General features: G+C 60.5%; 10 protein-coding genes and 1 pseudogene. 5 read left to right on the top strand and 6 right to left on the bottom strand.

The window, feature by feature from the left end:
- Nucleotides 1-317: 317 nt before the first annotated feature.
- A pseudogene (locus KRR23_RS02525) lies at nucleotides 318-534 on the top strand (transcriptional regulator); the annotation flags it as partial.
- Between the two features lie 62 nt (nucleotides 535-596).
- Here KRR23_RS02525 and KRR23_RS02520 read toward each other — a convergent pair.
- Nucleotides 597-875 carry a DUF3077 domain-containing protein gene (locus tag KRR23_RS02520; protein ID WP_019693529.1) on the bottom strand — a complete coding sequence of 93 codons (279 nt, stop codon included), beginning with the start codon at nucleotides 873-875 and terminating at the stop codon, nucleotides 597-599.
- A 545-nt stretch (nucleotides 876-1,420) separates the two neighbouring features.
- Between KRR23_RS02520 and KRR23_RS02515 the strand changes: the two genes are divergently transcribed.
- Nucleotides 1,421-1,921 carry a phosphate-starvation-inducible PsiE family protein gene (locus KRR23_RS02515; protein ID WP_216741204.1) on the top strand — a complete coding sequence of 167 codons (501 nt, stop codon included), beginning with the start codon at nucleotides 1,421-1,423 and terminating at the stop codon, nucleotides 1,919-1,921.
- Here the strand turns inward: KRR23_RS02515 and KRR23_RS02510 are convergent.
- From KRR23_RS02510 to KRR23_RS02500, 3 genes are all read right to left on the bottom strand, one after another.
- Nucleotides 1,918-2,235, bottom strand: coding sequence for a DUF3509 domain-containing protein (locus KRR23_RS02510; RefSeq protein ID WP_216741203.1), 318 nt, complete (start codon nucleotides 2,233-2,235; stop codon nucleotides 1,918-1,920). The genes KRR23_RS02515 and KRR23_RS02510 overlap by 4 nt on opposite strands.
- A 558-nt stretch (nucleotides 2,236-2,793) precedes the next feature.
- Nucleotides 2,794-4,095: a serine/threonine transporter gene (locus KRR23_RS02505; RefSeq protein ID WP_216741202.1), complete on the bottom strand. Its 1,302-nt coding sequence runs from the start codon at nucleotides 4,093-4,095 to the stop codon at nucleotides 2,794-2,796.
- 63 nt (nucleotides 4,096-4,158) lie between these two features.
- On the bottom strand, nucleotides 4,159-5,535 hold the full coding sequence (locus tag KRR23_RS02500; protein ID WP_216741201.1) for an L-serine ammonia-lyase: 1,377 nt from the start codon (nucleotides 5,533-5,535) through the stop codon (nucleotides 4,159-4,161).
- A 135-nt stretch (nucleotides 5,536-5,670) separates the two neighbouring features.
- Here KRR23_RS02500 and KRR23_RS02495 point away from each other — a divergent pair, with 135 nt between their 5' ends.
- Entirely contained in the window at nucleotides 5,671-6,618 is a 948-nt protein-coding gene (locus tag KRR23_RS02495) for a LysR substrate-binding domain-containing protein (protein ID WP_019693524.1), read from the top strand.
- A 213-nt stretch (nucleotides 6,619-6,831) separates the two neighbouring features.
- Entirely contained in the window at nucleotides 6,832-7,239 is a 408-nt protein-coding gene (locus KRR23_RS02490) for an HPF/RaiA family ribosome-associated protein (RefSeq protein ID WP_123582730.1), read from the top strand.
- 131 nt (nucleotides 7,240-7,370) lie between these two features.
- On the opposite strand, the gene pbpC is transcribed toward KRR23_RS02490, so the two are convergent.
- Nucleotides 7,371-9,686, bottom strand: coding sequence for a penicillin-binding protein 1C (gene pbpC, locus KRR23_RS02485; protein WP_216741200.1), 2,316 nt, complete (start codon nucleotides 9,684-9,686; stop codon nucleotides 7,371-7,373).
- Nucleotides 9,683-15,514: an alpha-2-macroglobulin gene (locus KRR23_RS02480; RefSeq protein WP_216741199.1), complete on the bottom strand. Its 5,832-nt coding sequence runs from the start codon at nucleotides 15,512-15,514 to the stop codon at nucleotides 9,683-9,685. Before KRR23_RS02480 ends, pbpC begins: the two co-directional genes overlap by 4 nt.
- Nucleotides 15,515-15,777: 263 nt before the next feature.
- Here KRR23_RS02480 and KRR23_RS02475 point away from each other — a divergent pair, with 263 nt between their 5' ends.
- Entirely contained in the window at nucleotides 15,778-16,689 is a 912-nt protein-coding gene (locus KRR23_RS02475; protein ID WP_123582729.1) for an SDR family oxidoreductase, read from the top strand.
- The last annotated feature ends 52 nt before the right edge of the window (nucleotides 16,690-16,741 follow it).

Here is a 16,741-nt window from a genome sequence, read left to right as displayed (position 1 = left end):
TCCGGCTGCGCCGTACGGCGCTGCGCGCCCACCCCCTGATGAACACCTGCGCTCGGCCTTCCGAAGGGGCGGGTGGATCAAGATCAATAGCAACAGCACGGCGGCCTACCGGCCGGCCTGAGTGGTAAGAGCGCGTCACTTTATTGATGGTGGGTGATATCTGTGGAGCTGCCGAAGGCTGCGATCTTTTGATCTTGGCGACCTGCCACCAATTGCCGCGCTACAAGTAACATGCCTATAGTTTTGCGATGGTCACCGACCAAATTAATGCGCTCAAAAAAGCCATTGAGACAGAGTTGAAAGCACGAGGTAGCTCCATGAAAAAGCGCGACGTGTTTGCAGAGTTAATGCAGGGCGTTGACGAGATGGGGGCTCAGCGCGAAGGTGAAATCGCACTGCGCAGTCATTCCGTGCAGGACAAACCGGCTCCCGAGCTGGGGGCGAAAGAAAACGTCGAAACCCAATGCTCAGGCCGACTTGTTGATCAGGCTGGTGGAGAAACTCCCCGACAGAGTTGAGCGGCTAGGAGCCGTTTTAACGGATGACCAAACACCTAAAAAGCCCCGCCTTCTAAAGAAACCCGGGGCTTTTTCCATTCAATCGCGGTTATTCCCCGGCGCACCCAGCACCTTCACCACGTCATCGATCACCGCCTTACTCATTTCCTGCAAGTAATGCGATGCCCAGGCATAACGGTCCTTGCCGCGTTCCATCGCCGCGTCTTCGGCCAGCAGTTTGGAGAGGTGGAGCAAGTCGGAGACGTGGGACAAGGCTTCGTGGATCGAGACGCCGCTGTTGACGCGGAACAGGGCTTGGTCGGAGTGGATGGAGAAGGGCGTGAGGCCGGCGGTTGTCAGGTCTTGGAGGTTAGTCATTGGCAAAACTCCTATATATCGGTGAGAGCTGCCTCATTCGTTATCAGGCGAATGGGTGGCAGCTATGCGCAGGCTGATAAACCGGTATATAGGACCCGGCAGACCCGAGGGTCTCCCACGCACAGCCGCCATGGCACGAATTTGTGGGCATAAAAAAACGCCAGCATTCGTGAGGTGGGCGTGGTGCGCCTATATATTACCCGGGTTATCAGGCCCGGTCGCTGAATGGGCAGCGACGCTCGAACGTTAGCGTGCAGAGAGTGGCGGCTACAATCGTAGCGATGTGCTGGCTCTGTATGGTTTTTTGTCGCCGGGGAAGCCAATCACCGCCGCAGGGCAAGTTCCCGCTGGCGCGCGCTCAAAAATCCATCCGATACTCAAAAACCAAATTCAGAACGGTCCTACATTCACCCTCAAGCCCCCCGAAGTGCCTCAAGTCACTCCGCCACCCTCTCACTCCCTGCCGCTGGCCTTTTTTCTGCATGCAGAACAATCGTCACGTCGAACCCGCATCATCGGTCGAGCCGACCTAAGGAAGAACTACCGTGAATATCAATTGGGCTGAAAAGCTTCGCCAGAGCGTCCATGAGTTGGCCGGATCGCTGGGTAACCTGTTCGTTGAGACGTTCCATTACCTGGCGCTGTTCGCCATCGGTGCAGTCACTGCCTGGGCGGCGGTGGCGGAGTTTTTGCTAATGATCAAGGAGGGTGACATCAAGATCGATGACATCCTGCTGCTGTTCATCTACCTCGAGCTGGGGGCGATGGTCGGGATTTACTTCAAGACCAACCACATGCCGGTGCGCTTTCTGATCTACGTGGCGATCACCGCGTTGACGCGCCTGCTGATTTCCAACGTGTCGCACCACAACCCGCCGGACATCGGGATCATCTACCTGTGCGGCGGTATTCTGCTGCTGGCGTTTTCGATTCTGGTGGTGCGCTATGCTTCGTCGCAATTTCCGTCGGTGAAGATCGCACACCCGCAGCGCACGACCGGGGCGGGCTCCGCTGAGCATCCTGAAGTCGAGAAGGGCGAGCTTTAAAACCTTGCCGGCCGAGGGGGTTGAGTCTTGGGTGAGGGCGGCGGCAACTTGAGGTTGTCGCCGTTGGTCATCGCTTCAAGGATCGCCACGGCGCTGTGGCCCTGTTCGATGGCGATGCCGAACTGGATGCTTTGCACCAGCCGTTTCAGGCGTTGCGGGTCATTGCGTTGTGCGGCGCTGATCATCCGTTTGGCGACGATTCGGCCGGCGTTGGAGAGGGTCAGCATGATGCTGCCGTCGAGCCCTTGAATGCTCAGGTTGACCTGATAATCCGGCGCAAAAGCGTCGGTGATCAGTTGAAAAGGGTTATCCATAATGCGTCACCGCTTGATAGGATCGTGCAGTCATTGACCGGACGGGATCAGGATTGGTTCGCTTTTCCAGACCACCGGCAGGCCGTTCGCTGAGGTTTCAACAACATCCGTGTGCCTCCATTCTGACGAAGCAAGGGCCATGCCGGTCCTGCTCCGGGTCAATAAACCGGCATAAAAAAGGCGAGCTCAATGGCTAATGCCAGTCAGCTAACGTCACTTTTGCGAGGAATGCTTCGGGTTGTTCGCCAGGCTCAAGATCCCCCCTCACCCTAGCCCTCTCCCGGAGGGAGAGGGGACTGACTGAGGTGTTCTTTCGAGTTACATCGACCTGAAAGTCCGAGTCGAACTCAGGTTTTGAAAGGCTTGGAGTGACCTGAAAGTCCGAGTCGAACTCAAGTTTGAAAGGCCTGGATATCTGCTCCCTTTCCCCTCTCCCCACTGGGGAGAGGGTTGGGGTGAGGGGTGGATTTCGGATCAAAATAGAGCATTCAGGCGCTGAATTTTCTTACCTGATCGGCACTAAGCCCAATGGCTCGCCTTTTTCATTCACGGTCCGTTTCAGGGCATGACGGAGTAGATGATCGCTGACAGTGCGATCAGGCCGATCAATACCACGAACACGTTCGAGGCTTGCCCCGAATACTGGCGCAGCGACGGCACGCGGCGGATCGCGTACATCGGCATCAGGAACAGCAGGCAGGCGATCACCGGCCCACCGAGGGTTTCGATCATGCCGAGGATGCTCGGGTTGAAGGTCGCCACGGCCCAGCAGCTGAGGATCATGAACAGCGCGGTCACGCGGTTCAGCCAGCTGGCCGGCATCACCCGGCCACGGCCGCGCAGGCTTTTCACGATCAGGCCCTGGAAGCCTTCGCTCGCACCGATGTAGTGGCCGAGGAAGGATTTGGTGATTGCCACCAGCGCGATCAATGGCGCGGCATAGGCGATGACCGGGGTCTGGAAGTGGTTGGCCAGGTACGACAGGATCGAGATGTTCTGCGCCTTCGCGGCTGCCAGGTCGGCCGGCGACAGGGCCAGCACGCAACTGAAGCAGAAGAACATCACGGTCAGCACCATCATGCTGTGGGCGACGGCGAGGATGCCGCTGCTTTTCGGCTCGGCCTGGGCGCCGTAACGCTGTTTCTGATCGACGGCGAAGGCGGAGATGATCGGCGAATGGTTGAACGAGAACACCATCACCGGGATCGCCAGCCACAGGGTTTTGAAGAACAGCGGCAGCGGCATGCCTTCACTGGCCGAGGCGAAGAACGCGCCGTTCCAGTTCGGGATCAGGCTCACGCCGAGCAACAGCAACGCGGCGACAAACGGGTAAACCAGCACGCTCATGCATTTGACGATCACGCCCTGGCCGCAACGGACGATCGCCATCAGCCCCAGAATCAGCGCCAGCGACAACACCGAGCGCGGTGGCGGCGCGATGTGCAACTGATGCTCCATGAAGCTGCTGAGGGTGTTGGTCAGCGCCACGCTGTACACCAGCAAAATCGGGAAGATCGCAAAGAAATACAGCAGGGTGATCAGCTTGCCGGCACCGATGCCGAAGTGTTCTTCCACCACTTCGGTGATGTCCCCGGAACGCCCGGACAGCACGAAGCGGGTCAGGCCGCGGTGGGCGAAGAAGGTCATCGGGAAAGCCAGCAGCGCCAGCACCAGCAACGGCCAGAAACCGCCGACGCCAGCGTTGATCGGCAGGAACAGCGTGCCCGCACCAATCGCCGTGCCGTAAAGGCCGAGCATCCAGGTGGTGTCGTGTTTGCTCCAGCCTTTGCTGGTTATAGCGGTGTCGCGTTTGAGGTCTACAGCAGGATTATCGGCAGCAGGTGTACGTACATCGGTCATCGGTATCGCCTCGTTATTATTTTTACTCGGGCTCACGGAATGCAGGCGGTCAGGGAATGCTCATCAACATTCCACCCAGCTCACAGCCAGGCCGCCCCGTGAAGTTTCTTTGTATTTGTCGTGCATGTCGGCGCCGGTATCGCGCATGGTGCGGATTACCCGGTCCAGGGAAATGAAGTGTTTGCCGTCGCCGCGCAGGGCCATTTGAGTGGCGTTGATTGCCTTCACGGCGGCAATCGCGTTGCGCTCGATGCACGGCACCTGAACCAGCCCGCCGACCGGGTCGCACGTCAGGCCGAGGTTGTGTTCCAGACCGATTTCGGCGGCGTTTTCCAGTTGTTCGGGCGTCGCGCCCAATACCTCGGCGAGGCCGGCAGCGGCCATGGCGCAGGCAGAGCCCACTTCACCCTGGCAGCCGACTTCGGCGCCGGAGATCGAGGCGTTCTTTTTGCAGAGGATGCCCACCGACGCGGCAGCGAGGAAGAACGCCACGACATCGTCGTCCGAGGCGTCGGGGTTGAACTTCATGTAGTAATGCAGCACCGCCGGGATGATCCCCGCCGCGCCGTTGGTCGGTGCGGTGACCATGCGTCCGCCGGCGGCGTTTTCTTCGTTCACGGCGAGGGCGAACAGGTTCACCCATTCCATCGCCGAGAGGGTCGAACTGATGACGTTCGGTTTGCCGATTTCCAGCAGGCTGCGGTGCAATTTCGCAGCGCGGCGCGGCACATCCAGACCACCCGGCAGGATGCCTTCGTGGCGCAGGCCTTGTTCGACGCACTCACGCATCACCGACCAGATATGCAGCAGGCCGCTGCGAATTTCCGCATCGCTGCGCCAGGCCCGTTCGTTGGCCATCATCAGCTCGGAAACCCGCAGGCCGTGCTGGTTGCACAGCGACAGCAATTCCACGGCGCTGGAAAACTCGTACGGCAACACCACGTCGCTGGCGGCCGGCACGCCCGACTCGGCCTCGGCTGCTTCGACGATGAAACCGCCGCCGACCGAGTAGTAGGTTTGTTCCCACAACTGGCCGTTTTCGCCAAATGCTGTCAGCGACATGGCGTTGGGGTGGTAGGGCAGGCTTTCATCGAGCAGCAGCAAGTCGCGTTGCCAATCGAAGGCAATGGTCCGGCGACCGGCCAGCAGCAGTTCGCCGCTTTCACGCAACTGCTGGATACGCGGACCGATGCAGCTCGGGTCGATGCTGTCGGGCCATTCGCCCATCAGCCCCATGACGCAGGCACGATCGGTGGCGTGGCCGACGCCGGTGGCGGACAGCGAGCCGTAGAGACGGACTTCCACCCGTCGGGTTTGCTCCAGCAAACCCTGGTCAAACAGCGCCTGGGAGAAGGTCGCCGCAGCGCGCATCGGGCCGACGGTGTGGGAGCTGGACGGACCGATGCCGACTTTGAAGAGATCGAAAACACTGATAGCCATGCTAAAGCCTTACAAGCAATGGAGTAGGAATCGCCGCCATTTTTTGTAGGACAAGCGCAATGTCGGCGATACTGCCTACCTCGGTCAGCGCTGACCAACGAAACTTCCTAAGACAGGCTTTAGTAGGACTAAACGATGAGTCGTCAATTTCATGCCCAGACCTACGTCTGGTTGCATGTGTTTTCCTGTGCGGCACGCCACTTGTCGTTCACCCGCTGCGCGGAAGAACTGCACATCACCCCCGGCGCCGTCAGCCAGCAGATCCGCCAGCTGGAAGAGCGCCTGGGGTTTCGCTTGTTTCACCGCCGCGCTCGAGGTGTCGAATTGAGCGCCGAAGGCCAGCGTCTGGCGATCACGGTTAACGAAGCCTACGGCAGCATCGACGCGGAATTGCGCCGGCTGGATGCAGGAATGATCAGCGGCATCCTGCGTTTGCGCTCGATTCCTTCGTTTCTCGGTAAATGGCTGACGCCGCGCCTGCCGCGTTTGCAGCAGCGGTTTCCGGATATCCAGTTGCGGCTGGTGGCCGAGGACAGCAGCGTGGCGCTGCACGAAGGTGACTTCGACCTGGCCATCGACTTGAACGATGGCAGTTACCCGGGATTGTTATCCACAGCCTTGCTCGATGAGCAGATTTTCCCGGTCTGCGCGCCGAGCCTGCTGCGCGGCCGACCGCCGCTGCACGGGCCGGCGGATCTGGTGCATTTTCCGTTGTTGCACGACATCACCGCTTGGCGCGGCAGTTATGAATACGCGGAATGGGAGTTTTACCTGAATGCCATCGGCTTCGACGGAGCCGACGTACGGCGCGGGCATACCTTCAACCGCAACCACCTGACCATCGAGGCGGCGATTGCCGGAATGGGCGTGGCCATCGCCCGGCGGACCTTGCTCAACGATGAGCTGGAGCGTGGCACGCTGATCGTGCCGTTTGGCGTCGCGGTGCCCAACTACAAACGCTATGTGCTGCTGTATTCACCGGGGGCGCTGAGCCATCCGGGCGTGCGCGCGGTGCATGACTGGCTGGTGGAAGAGGCGGAGATTTTTCGCGGGTTGCACCCCCTGGGTGAGGGGCAATTGTGAGGATTTATTGCGGCATTGCGGACCGAGTCGACTCCCGACATTAACAGCGCTTTTGCCGGTTGTCCGGCTTTTTTTGCGCATGAATATTTATCTTTTTTTAGGGGTTGAATTGTTTCTCCATCTGCCCAACTCTGTAACCAAGAGGTCACGGTCACCCAGGTTTCAAACACTGCACCGGACCTCTCGCGAGCTAGCTGAAATAAGGGATGAACTATGCAAATCCAAGTCAATAGCGATAACCATATTCAAAGCAGCATCCGACTGGAGGAGTGGGTACGTACTACCATTGAGAGCACGCTCGAACGATACGAAGAAGACCTGACACGGGTCGAAGTCCACCTGCGGGACGAGAACGGCGATAAACCCGGTCCACACGACATGCGCTGCCAACTTGAAGCGCGGCCAAAAGGCCATCAACCGGTTTCCGTTACTCATAAAGCCGACACACTGGAACTGGCCATCGACGGGGCGGCCACCAAGCTTGAACATGCGCTGGAACACCTGTTCGGCAAATTGCGCGGTAAACGCGCCACTGTCACGCCGATCAGCTCGGGGGCTCATGCCGACGCGCTGCTGGAAGAAGAATTTCTCGAGAACGAACAGGCTGCGCTCAATAGCTGATGCCTGAAACACCTTTATCACCCTACTGAAAACGGGCCTGCAGATGCAGGCCCGTTTTGGTTTCCGTTGCACCCTGCATCAAGTCATGGCTAATGCGTGGTCATGCGACCCCAGGGGCGCTCCTTACTCGGCTAAGGCAAAAACTCTACCCGTAATCCTCGGCTCACGCTGCGGCCCTGATCATCACTGACTCGCAAGTGATACTCGCCCGACTTGCCTGGCCGCCAGTTCAGTGTGGCTTGGGGTGGACCTTGACCGATCAGGGTCTGGTCGGCGAACCAATACAGGGTCAAGGCATCACTCGCGGCGTTGGCGTTCAGGGGAATGCTTTCCTGGGGGTGGGACAGGCGTAGCTGATAGGTGACCTGAGTCAGCGGCGAGCGGATTTGCGGGGCTTCGCTCTGATCGCTGTGGCGATTGGGCTGGCAGCTTTTGAGCATGTCAGGCGGCGTGCGCCGTGGCAGGCCGGCGGCGCGGAACAGTCGTTGTACATCGCTGGGCCAGAACTCGAAGACCTCTTCGCGGGTGTACTGCGGATCGAACGGCGGGCAGGCAGCCTTGCCGGTACGGGTGTCGAGTAGCACCGGGCGATGCAGGTTGGACACGCGAATGGGGGAGACCCCAGGGATATACCAGGTCTTGCGGGTCGAGGGGCACCAGCGGTTGGGCAGCTCGCCGGAGGCGGCGCAGACGTCGATCCGCGTCAGTCCTGCAGGTGGCTTGTCGACTTTGTCGGCTACGGTGGGCAATGCCAGAGGCAGGACGTCGGCGATGCGAAAGAACAGTGGTGCTGCCGTCTTTGCGCCAATGAACGCCGGGTTGGGCCTGCCGTCGAAATTGCCGACCCACACGATCAACACGTATGGGCCGACGATTCCGGCGCTCCAGGCATCGTGAAAGCCCCAGGACGTGCCGGTTTTCCAGGCCGTGCGCCAGTGCCGACTAGAGCTGTTGGCCGGCAAGCCATCCGGGCGCGGGTTGTGCCTGAGCATATCGCGCACCATGAACGCGGCTTGCGGCGTCAGCAGAGCGGCACCGCTGGCCTGAGGCTGCTCGATGAGGTAGCGCAACGACCGCAAATGCCCGTCGCCGGCCAACATCAGGTACAGCCGCGCCAATTCTTCGGGGGTCATCTCGCCACCGCCCAGGGCCAGGGCCAGACCGTAATGGCTCTCGCCCCGCAATCCCTTGATCCCGGCCCTTTGCAAAAAACCGTATAACGAAGGGGATTTGACCTTGCTGGCCAGCCACACCGCCGGAATATTGCGGCTGCGAATCAACGCGTCCCGGGCTGTCAGTGGGCCGACAAAACTGCCATCGAAATTTTCCGGCTGGAAGTAGCCGAAGTTACTGGGCATGTCCTTGAGAATGCTCATGGGGTGGATCAATCCCTGATCCAGCGCCAGCCCATAGAGAAACGGCTTGAGGGTGGAACCGGGTGAGCGCCGTGCCAGCACGCCGTTGACCTGCCCGTGAATGGCCGTGGATAAGTAATCCGCCGAACCCACCAGCGCCTTGACGCTCTGGTCGCGGCTGTCCACCAGGATTGCCGTGGCGTTCTCGATGCCGGTGCTGCGGCGTTCGGCGATAAAGCCGCCAATCAAACGTTCCAGCAGCCGTTGCAGGGGCAGGTTGAGAGTACTGTTGAGCTCATTACCGGTCTGGGACGTCAGCAGCTGTTCGCTCAAATGAGGCGCCAGGAAAGGAATCTGCTGACGAGTGCGCGCCTCCAGTGGCAGTTCCAGCAAACTGCTGTTACGCGGATCCTCGGGATACGTCTCGCGCCAGTCGGCCATCAGCCGCAGGCGAGCGTTTTGCAGCGACGGTCCGAAGTTGGCGCGCCGTCCTGGCTGCTGGGGAATCACCGCCAGCGCGAGGGCTTCGGATAACGACAACTGCGCTGCCGCTTTACCGAAGTAAATCCGGCTTGCCGCTTCGGCACCTTCGATATTGCCGCCCATGGGCGACAGGTTGAGGTAGGCCTCAAGGATGTCGTGTTTGCTGTAACGCAGCTCCAGCCAAAGTGCCAGGGCCATTTGTTGCAGTTTGCCGGGGACCTGCCGGGTATTGAGGTCCCACAGCCGTCGCGCCAGTTGCATGCTTAAGGTCGAGCCGCCCTGGCGCTGGCCTCCGCTGTAAGTGGCCGTGGCCGCCCGCAGCAATGCTGGCGGGTTGATTCCCGGGTGCCAATAGAAGTTGCGGTCTTCCTTGAGCAGCAACGCCTCGACCAGTGATGGCGAAATGCGTTGCAGGGGCATCCATAGCCGATACTGGCCGTCGGCGGCCAGGGTCATGCGCAGCAGCGAACCGTCGTCGGCCAGCACCAGTCTCGAGGATGAGGTGGTTTGCTCCAGTGGCTGATGGGGCCACAGTCGCAGCCCCACCAGCACACCCACTGCCAGCCCAACTGCAAGCAGGGGTTTCAAGCGCCGTCCCGGATGTTTCAAGGCTTGACGATTTCAAGCTGGCCGACCTTGCCACGGCCTTGCAAGGTGGTTTGGTACAGGCCTTCGGCATAGGCCGGTGGCGTGTTGAAGGTACCGGCGTTGGTGGCCCGTACGCGGTAGACGAAGGTGCCGACGTCCCGCAGCGCCGTGCCATAAAACACCACCCGGTCATCGCGCACATCAATGTAATCCGGTTGCCAATTGCTCAACTCGCTCTCACCAATAGGCGCTTGCCAGGCGTTAGCCTCTTCGCTGTTTTCGGCGTATTGCGATTCTTCGCCTTCACCTTCACTGGCGGCCTGCGGCTCCGGCGGCAGGCGATACACCGGCTCGACGCCGCCCGGCAACAAATCGACCACCGCCACTTGCTGCACCTGATCCCGATCCGTGGCCCGCAGTCGCAGGCGCACCAGGAACTCATCACCGACGCTCACCTGGCTGACGGGCTTGCCGTTCAGGTCGAGGTATTCGTGGATGATTTCCAGGCCATTACTGATGGAATCGAGGGTCGCACTCCGATCAAAACCGGCCTCGCTGAGCATGTAGAACGCAGCAGGACCGTCGGATTTTTCCATCAGCATTTTTTGCGTGCCTGGCGGGACTGCCGCGCGAGGCGGCTGACCGGCCATCTGTAACAGTTGTTGCTGCTTGTCTCCCAGCCACGCCGTGGCTTTGAGGGTCATGCTGCTTTGCGCCTGTTGGCCGTAGTTGTCCAGGGCGCGCAACAACAGTGCGGCCGACAGCGAGTTGTAACGCTGCTCATTGAGGCGCTTGCCGAGCTTGTCCAGCAGGTTCACCGGCACGTCGCCCAGCAACTCGGGGAAGTGGCGGCTGAGCAAATGCAGGTGCTCGGCGTCGTGGACCAGTGGGTCGTAATACAGGCCGTCGCTGTCCCAGGACCCGGCGATGGAACGCCACGGGATTTTGCGCACCAGTGCATCGGCTTGGCGATCCTGTTTCAGTAACTTGTAACTGGCGGCGAGGTAGGCGGCGCCCAGGTCGTTCTGCCAGCTGTCGCGGAAGTAGTTCTCGTAGCGCTCGCGGATATCGCTCAAGGCACCACTGACCAGAATCCCCTGACGGCTCAGCAGGTAGCTGGCGTAGGCACGGTTGCGCAATTCCGACAGACCTTCGCTGGGACCGTTGGCCAGGTCGGTGAGGTAAGCGTTGGCGCGCACCAGCACATCTTCCGGCACCGGCAGACCGCGCTCCTTGGCTTCGATCAGGAAGTCAGTGGCATACAGGCTGGCATAAGGCGCGACGTCAGGATTGGCGGCCCACAGGCCGAAACCACCGGCCTGATTCTGCCGCTGTCGAAGCATGCGCACCGCGCCGGTAAAGGCCTGTTGCGCTTCTGGTGCGGTGCCGCCCCAAATCAACGTCGGCATGGCCTTGGACACCAATTGCTCGGTACAGGCGTAACCGTAGTCATCAAGGTAGTGCTTGAGGCCATTAGCCCAGACCAGAGGCGAGGCGGCCACCCCCAGTTGCACATTGCGCAGTTGGGGGAACAGTTCGCGCGTGGGTTTCAACTCTTTGTTGGCGCTGTCGAAACGGCCGAGGCTGAGGGCGACCCGGTGTTCACTCAAGGGTCGGATCGAGGTGGTTTCGGCCACCTGGATACGCTTGCCGTCCGGCAGCACCGCGACAAAGCGCAAATCCGCCGAGCCGAGGTTTTCCAGGACCTTGATCCGGAATTCGGCTATGCCTTCCTTGCGCGGTTGCAGGTCCAGGGTGCTGTTCGGGGCGCCTTCGACTTTCAGGCCGGCGCTGGTTTGCAGCTCAAATTTCACACGTGTGGGCGCTTCCAGATTGCTGAAGACCCCGGCACTGACACTGAACACGTCACCAGGTGCAACGAAGGCCGGCACGTTCGGCGTGATCACCAGTGGCCCGCGCACATCGGTGCTGGCCTCGCTGACGCCGACGCTGTTGGCATCTACTGCCACCGCAAACAGGTGCAACTTGCCGTTGAAGCTGTCCGGGATCTGGTAATGCAGCACGGTATCCCCGGCCGGCAAGTCGATCAGCCCTGACCACCATGCCACGGGCGGCTGGTGTTTGCGTTTGAACGGGTTGAGGTGCGAGGCCAAGGCGTTTTCCGTATCGCCACCGGGTGCAGCGCCACTGAGCAAGCGGCTGAATTCCGGCAGGATGAGGTCAAGAATCTGGCTGGTACCGACCTCCAGCGCCCGTTTCTGAAAAAAGAAGCCCAGCGGGTCCGGCGTCTGGTAACGCGCTACCTGCAGAATGCCTTCGTCCACCGCGTAGACCACGGCGCGGGAAGGGCGGTCGGCATTGACCTTGATGTCCAGCACCTGCCCCGGCTCGGTCTTCGTCGGGCCTTCGACCTTCAGCGCCATGCGCCGCGCATCGAGGTTGATGCTGAACGGCACAACGCCGTAGGACAATGGACTCATATAGACCTCGGATGAACCGATGTCCCGCACGAATTGCACGTTGATGTAAGCATTGCCCTCCAGCCCGGCTGGCACACGGATGTGCTGCACGCTGTTGGTGCTGTCGGCCTTGAACCACTGCTGGGTGTAGACCTTATCGCGCTCGATGGTGATCAGCCCGGCGCCGGTGTAAGGCGCGCGGATGCTGATGGCGATCTCGTCGCCGGTGGCATAGCTGCGTTTGTCCAGGCGCAGTTGCAGCTCGGCGTTGCGCTCCAGGGAGCGGGAAGTGTTGCCGCGCCCGGCGACGCTGTAGTCGATGGCGTTGAGCAGGTTACCGTTGGCGTCCTTGAGTTGCAGGGTGTAGTCGCCTGGTGTGGCGGTGTTCAGCGTCTGTTTCGCGCCGTCCTTACCCAAGGGCAGAGGCGTGGCTGACTGGTTGATGTGCTTGATCCGCGACTCGTATTTGTAGGTGCCGTTGGATTGCTTGATCAGCACCGAAACATAGCGGTGTTCCACCAGCTCGGTGCTCAGGCCCTCTACCGCTACCGGCGTGAGGTCCGGCGCGACGGCCAGCCATTGCACCTGGCGCGACGCATCCTTGGCCACGTAGCCCAAGGAATCCTGGCTCTTCACACCTACCAGGTACGGCGCCGAAGACACCAGCAAAGCACTCTGGGCGGCGACGTTGCGACCGCCTTCGGCCTCGTAGACCTGAGCCATGACTTGCAGGCGATAGGTACTGTTGGCAAAACGTTGCAAGTTGAGGTCAAGGACGGCCTGGCCGTTGTCGTCGGCCTCGGTCTCTGCCAGGTCCTCGGAGTTGGCTTCTTCCAAGGAGTCCCTGAGACGGAAGCGGTAGTCCGGGAAGCGATCGAAGGCGGCCAGCGTTGGGCTCAGGGACATTTTTGCGGTCACCCGCCGACCCGACGCCGGAGCGCCGAACAGGTGCAGCGCGGTGACCTTGGCCACCACTTGCTCCGGCGGTATCCAGCCTTGTACCGGCGTATCGTGCAGGCTCAGACTGACTTTCATCCGATCCGGCTCGAAGTCGCGAACCTTGAAGCTGACGCTGCCCAAATCGGTGCGAGTCTGTTGTTCGCCAATCAGTTGCAGGGTCGCGGTGTAATCCCCGGCCGGCGCTACTTCACTGCTGGCGAAATCGAAGCTTTCAAAACCCGAGGCCGACAGCTTCAACGGCTGGCGTATCACTTCGAGGCCCCGGGGGTCGGTGATTTGCAACTCCAGTGGCAGGCCTTGCAGCACACCTTTCCAATTGCCGCTACGCACGATCATGCCCAGATGCGCGGTCTCGCCGGGGCGATAGAGGCCGCGGTCGGTAAACAGGTAAGCGCTCAAGCGGTCGATGGCGCCGTCTTCTTTCAGACCGCCGACGTCGAAACGCGACAGGTCCAATTGCTGGGACTGTCGGGCAATTGGCAGGAAGGACTGGTCATTACCACGGGTTACCACGTACATCAGTGGCGTTTTTTCGCGGCGCAACTCGTCGAGTTTGGCAAAGTGGGCGTGGCCTTCGGTGTCGGTTTTACCGCTGCTCACCGGCAAGCCGTTGCGGCCGATGATATCGACCTGAGCGTCGGCCACGGGTGAACCGTTGCCGATGGATTGCACGTACACATCGTGGCTGCCGTCGCTGGAGCGTTTGGCGATGATCCCCAGGTCCGTGACCACGATAAAGCGCAGGTCACTGGTGGTGTTGCGCGAATAACCGTCGAAGGTGCGCTCGGCCGGATCGTCCTGGGGGCTCAGCTTGAGGACGAAAATCCCTCGGCGGCCACCGTTGGCGGTGAGGTAACGGCTGAGGTCTACGTTGTCATAGAGGGTTTTCGACGGATCGGCGGCCGAAAGCGGAATGTCCAGGGACATGCGTTCTACCATCCGGTCGAAATAGTCGTTGCCGAAGTTTGGCCGGGCGAAGCTGCCGCTGCTTTGATCCACCAGGTGCTGCAATTGGTTGGGCAGTAAACGGGCGATTTCCACATGGGCGCCGGGCACGCCACGAGCCATGAAACCCAGGCGTTTTTCGCCGTTGAGGCTCAGCAATGCACCGTTGGAGAGGAACTGCAAGGTACGCGGATAGGCCGGCATGCTCACCAGCGACGCCACAGGATTTTTTGCCAGGTAACCGCCGATGGCTTCCAGATTGGCCGGAACCCGTGCATACAGCATGCGGCCCGCCGGGGCCTTGAACTTGAAGGCGTGCTGAGTGTTCAGCGGCTCGATGCTCGGTACGTGGGTCAATTTGACCGGGATGCTGCGGGCCAACAGTTTTTCGTCGATTTCGCTGGTGGACCAGGGGCGATGGTCATCCTTGGCTTTTTCCGGCAGCAGCCAGGCCTGGACCTTACCGGCGATGGTCTCATCGGCCACAGCGTTGGAGCTGCTGAACATCAGCACAGGTTCCGGCTCGCCGCGTTCGTTGTCGACAAACTGGATGTCGGCGCTGCTGAAGGTCAGGCGATAACGCCCGGGCACCGTCACATCGGCGCTCAACGGCGCAGGGCTGGTGTTGCCGCCATCTCGAGCCTTGATGCCTTCGTCGAGTTTGATCGTGACCGAGGCGTTTTCCAGCGGCGTGGCCAGGGCGGCGGAACGGATGTAGGCGTTGAGCTTGCGTTCGTCGAAGCTGATTTCCGGCAGGTTAGGTGCCTGGGCATCGCGGTAGGCCAAGCCTTTGCCAAGGGTAATGGACACTCGCTTGCGCAGGCTTTCTTCGTCCACCGGGTGGGAGAAGCGGAAGGTCGCCACCTGCTGTTTCAGCGTCGGATTGACCGGGTCCTGGTACAGCTCGTTTTGGGTCAGTTGGCCTCGCAATGGCGGGGTGGTTATCTGGCTGTTGTATTCGGCCAGTAGCACACCGTCAGCCAGCAGGTTGCTCTTTGAAAGTTCGAGACTGTAATGGGCGTCAATCGGCCAGTCCTGGTCCGGCACGAACAACAGGCTGCGATCATCGGCCCAGCTCCAGGTGCCTTGGACGGCGGGCTTGAGGCTAATGCCCCGAGTGACGGGCTTGCCAATGTCCTGCAACGGCGCCACCGATTCGGCGAAGCGGATTTTCAGGGTATCGACGATGGGGGGCTGCTGGGTGTAATCCGTCAGGTTCGGCTTGTGCACCGAATAGGCCACGGTATGCGGTTTCGGCAGGTTTGAATACCAGTGCCAGCCGTAAAAAACGGCCGCCACTACCAGCAGCAAGCCCAACACGCCGCCAGTGGTCTGGCGCGGATAAGTTCGGGCCTTGTGCCCCAGCGTCGTCAACCCAGCGCCGATAGCCCTCAGCCAGAAGGGCGGCTGCCACTGGCCAAAGAGGCTTTTCAGCAACCAGCCAACGACTTTGGAAAGAACGCTCACCACGGTGAGAAAGACCCCGGATATCCGGCGCCAGGCTTCCTTGCACGAGTCAAACATTGTGAGCATCCTTGGCAAAATGGCACATATCCTACACGCGAACAGGCTAGAAGCCCTAAGGACTACCCCATATTCAGCGAATTGCTGTCTCGCTGGTCAACGTAGTGCTGCCCGGCTGCTCCAGCACGGTCCGTGCAAGTGCATTCGCGCTCATCATCCCCCCGCCTTATTGCACACCATTCAGCCTCAGCCCTGTTGATTGTGACTGCCCGCGCCGTGCCTGACACTCGGGCTCACTGTCCCTGGCCTGCTGGAGTTTGGTAATGAAAGAGTCTGTGCGCTTTGAAGATAAAGTGGTGATCGTCACCGGTGCAGGCGGCGGTCTTGGACGGGCTCATGCGTTGTTGTTCGCCAGGCAGGGCGCCAAGGTACTGGTCAATGATCTCGGCGGCTCGGCTCAAGGCGAAGGCGCCAATGCCTCGGCAGCCGACCGCGTGGTGGCAGAGATTCGCGAGGCCGGCGGCACGGCCGTGGCCAACCACGATTCGGTGACCGACGGCGACAAACTCGTGCAACACGCCCTCGATACCTTTGGCCGCATCGACGTGGTGGTCAACAACGCAGGGATACTACGCGACAAGACCTTCCACAAAATGGAAGACGGCGATTGGGACCTGGTTTACCGCGTGCATGTCGAAGGTGCTTATAAAGTCACCCGTGCCGCGTGGCCGCACATGCGTGAGCAAAACTACGGTCGAGTGATCTTCACTGCCTCGACCTCCGGCATCTACGGCAACTTCGGCCAGTCCAACTACGGCATGGCCAAACTCGGTCTTTATGGCCTGACCCGCACCCTGGCCATCGAAGGCCGCAAGAACAATATTCTGGTCAACGCCATCGCCCCAACCGGTGGCACACGCATGACCGAAGGCTTGATTCCGCCACAAGTCTTCGAACAGCTGAAACCGGAATTGGTCAGCCCGCTGGTGGTGTACCTGGCCAGTGAGAACTGCCAGGAAACCTCCGGCCTGTTCGAAGTCGGCGGTGGCTGGATGGGCAAAGTACGCTGGGAACGCAGCCTCGGCGCCGGTTTCGATCCGCGCGAGGGCTTCTCGCCGGAAGATGTTGCTGCTCACTGGCAGCAGATTTGCGACTTTGAAGGCGCGGCGCATCCCAAGGACAACATTGAAGCGTTGAAGGAAATGATGGCGAATTTGCAGAAGTATTCGCTTTAAGAAATCTGGGCCACCAAGTCGCATCTGCGCGGCTTGGTGGCTTCTGCGGCCT

It is taken from the genome of Pseudomonas sp. CVAP#3 (genome assembly GCF_018986375.1).
GTDB lineage: Bacteria > Pseudomonadota > Gammaproteobacteria > Pseudomonadales > Pseudomonadaceae > Aquipseudomonas > Aquipseudomonas helvetica.
The sequence above is the reverse complement of the archived record's forward strand: the minus strand, read 5'-3'. Positions and strand labels throughout refer to the sequence as shown.

Coding starts and splice junctions, on each gene's coding strand:
- KRR23_RS02495 (WP_019693524.1), top strand. CDS start 5,671: ATGAGTCGTCAATTTCATGCCCAGACCTACGTCTGGTTGCATGTGTTT.
- KRR23_RS02520 (WP_019693529.1), bottom strand. CDS start 875: ATGACTAACCTCCAAGACCTGACAACCGCCGGCCTCACGCCCTTCTCC.
- KRR23_RS02480 (WP_216741199.1), bottom strand. CDS start 15,514: ATGTTTGACTCGTGCAAGGAAGCCTGGCGCCGGATATCCGGGGTCTTT.
- KRR23_RS02510 (WP_216741203.1), bottom strand. CDS start 2,235: ATGGATAACCCTTTTCAACTGATCACCGACGCTTTTGCGCCGGATTAT.
- KRR23_RS02475 (WP_123582729.1), top strand. CDS start 15,778: ATGAAAGAGTCTGTGCGCTTTGAAGATAAAGTGGTGATCGTCACCGGT.
- KRR23_RS02505 (WP_216741202.1), bottom strand. CDS start 4,095: ATGACCGATGTACGTACACCTGCTGCCGATAATCCTGCTGTAGACCTC.
- KRR23_RS02490 (WP_123582730.1), top strand. CDS start 6,832: ATGCAAATCCAAGTCAATAGCGATAACCATATTCAAAGCAGCATCCGA.
- KRR23_RS02500 (WP_216741201.1), bottom strand. CDS start 5,535: ATGGCTATCAGTGTTTTCGATCTCTTCAAAGTCGGCATCGGTCCGTCC.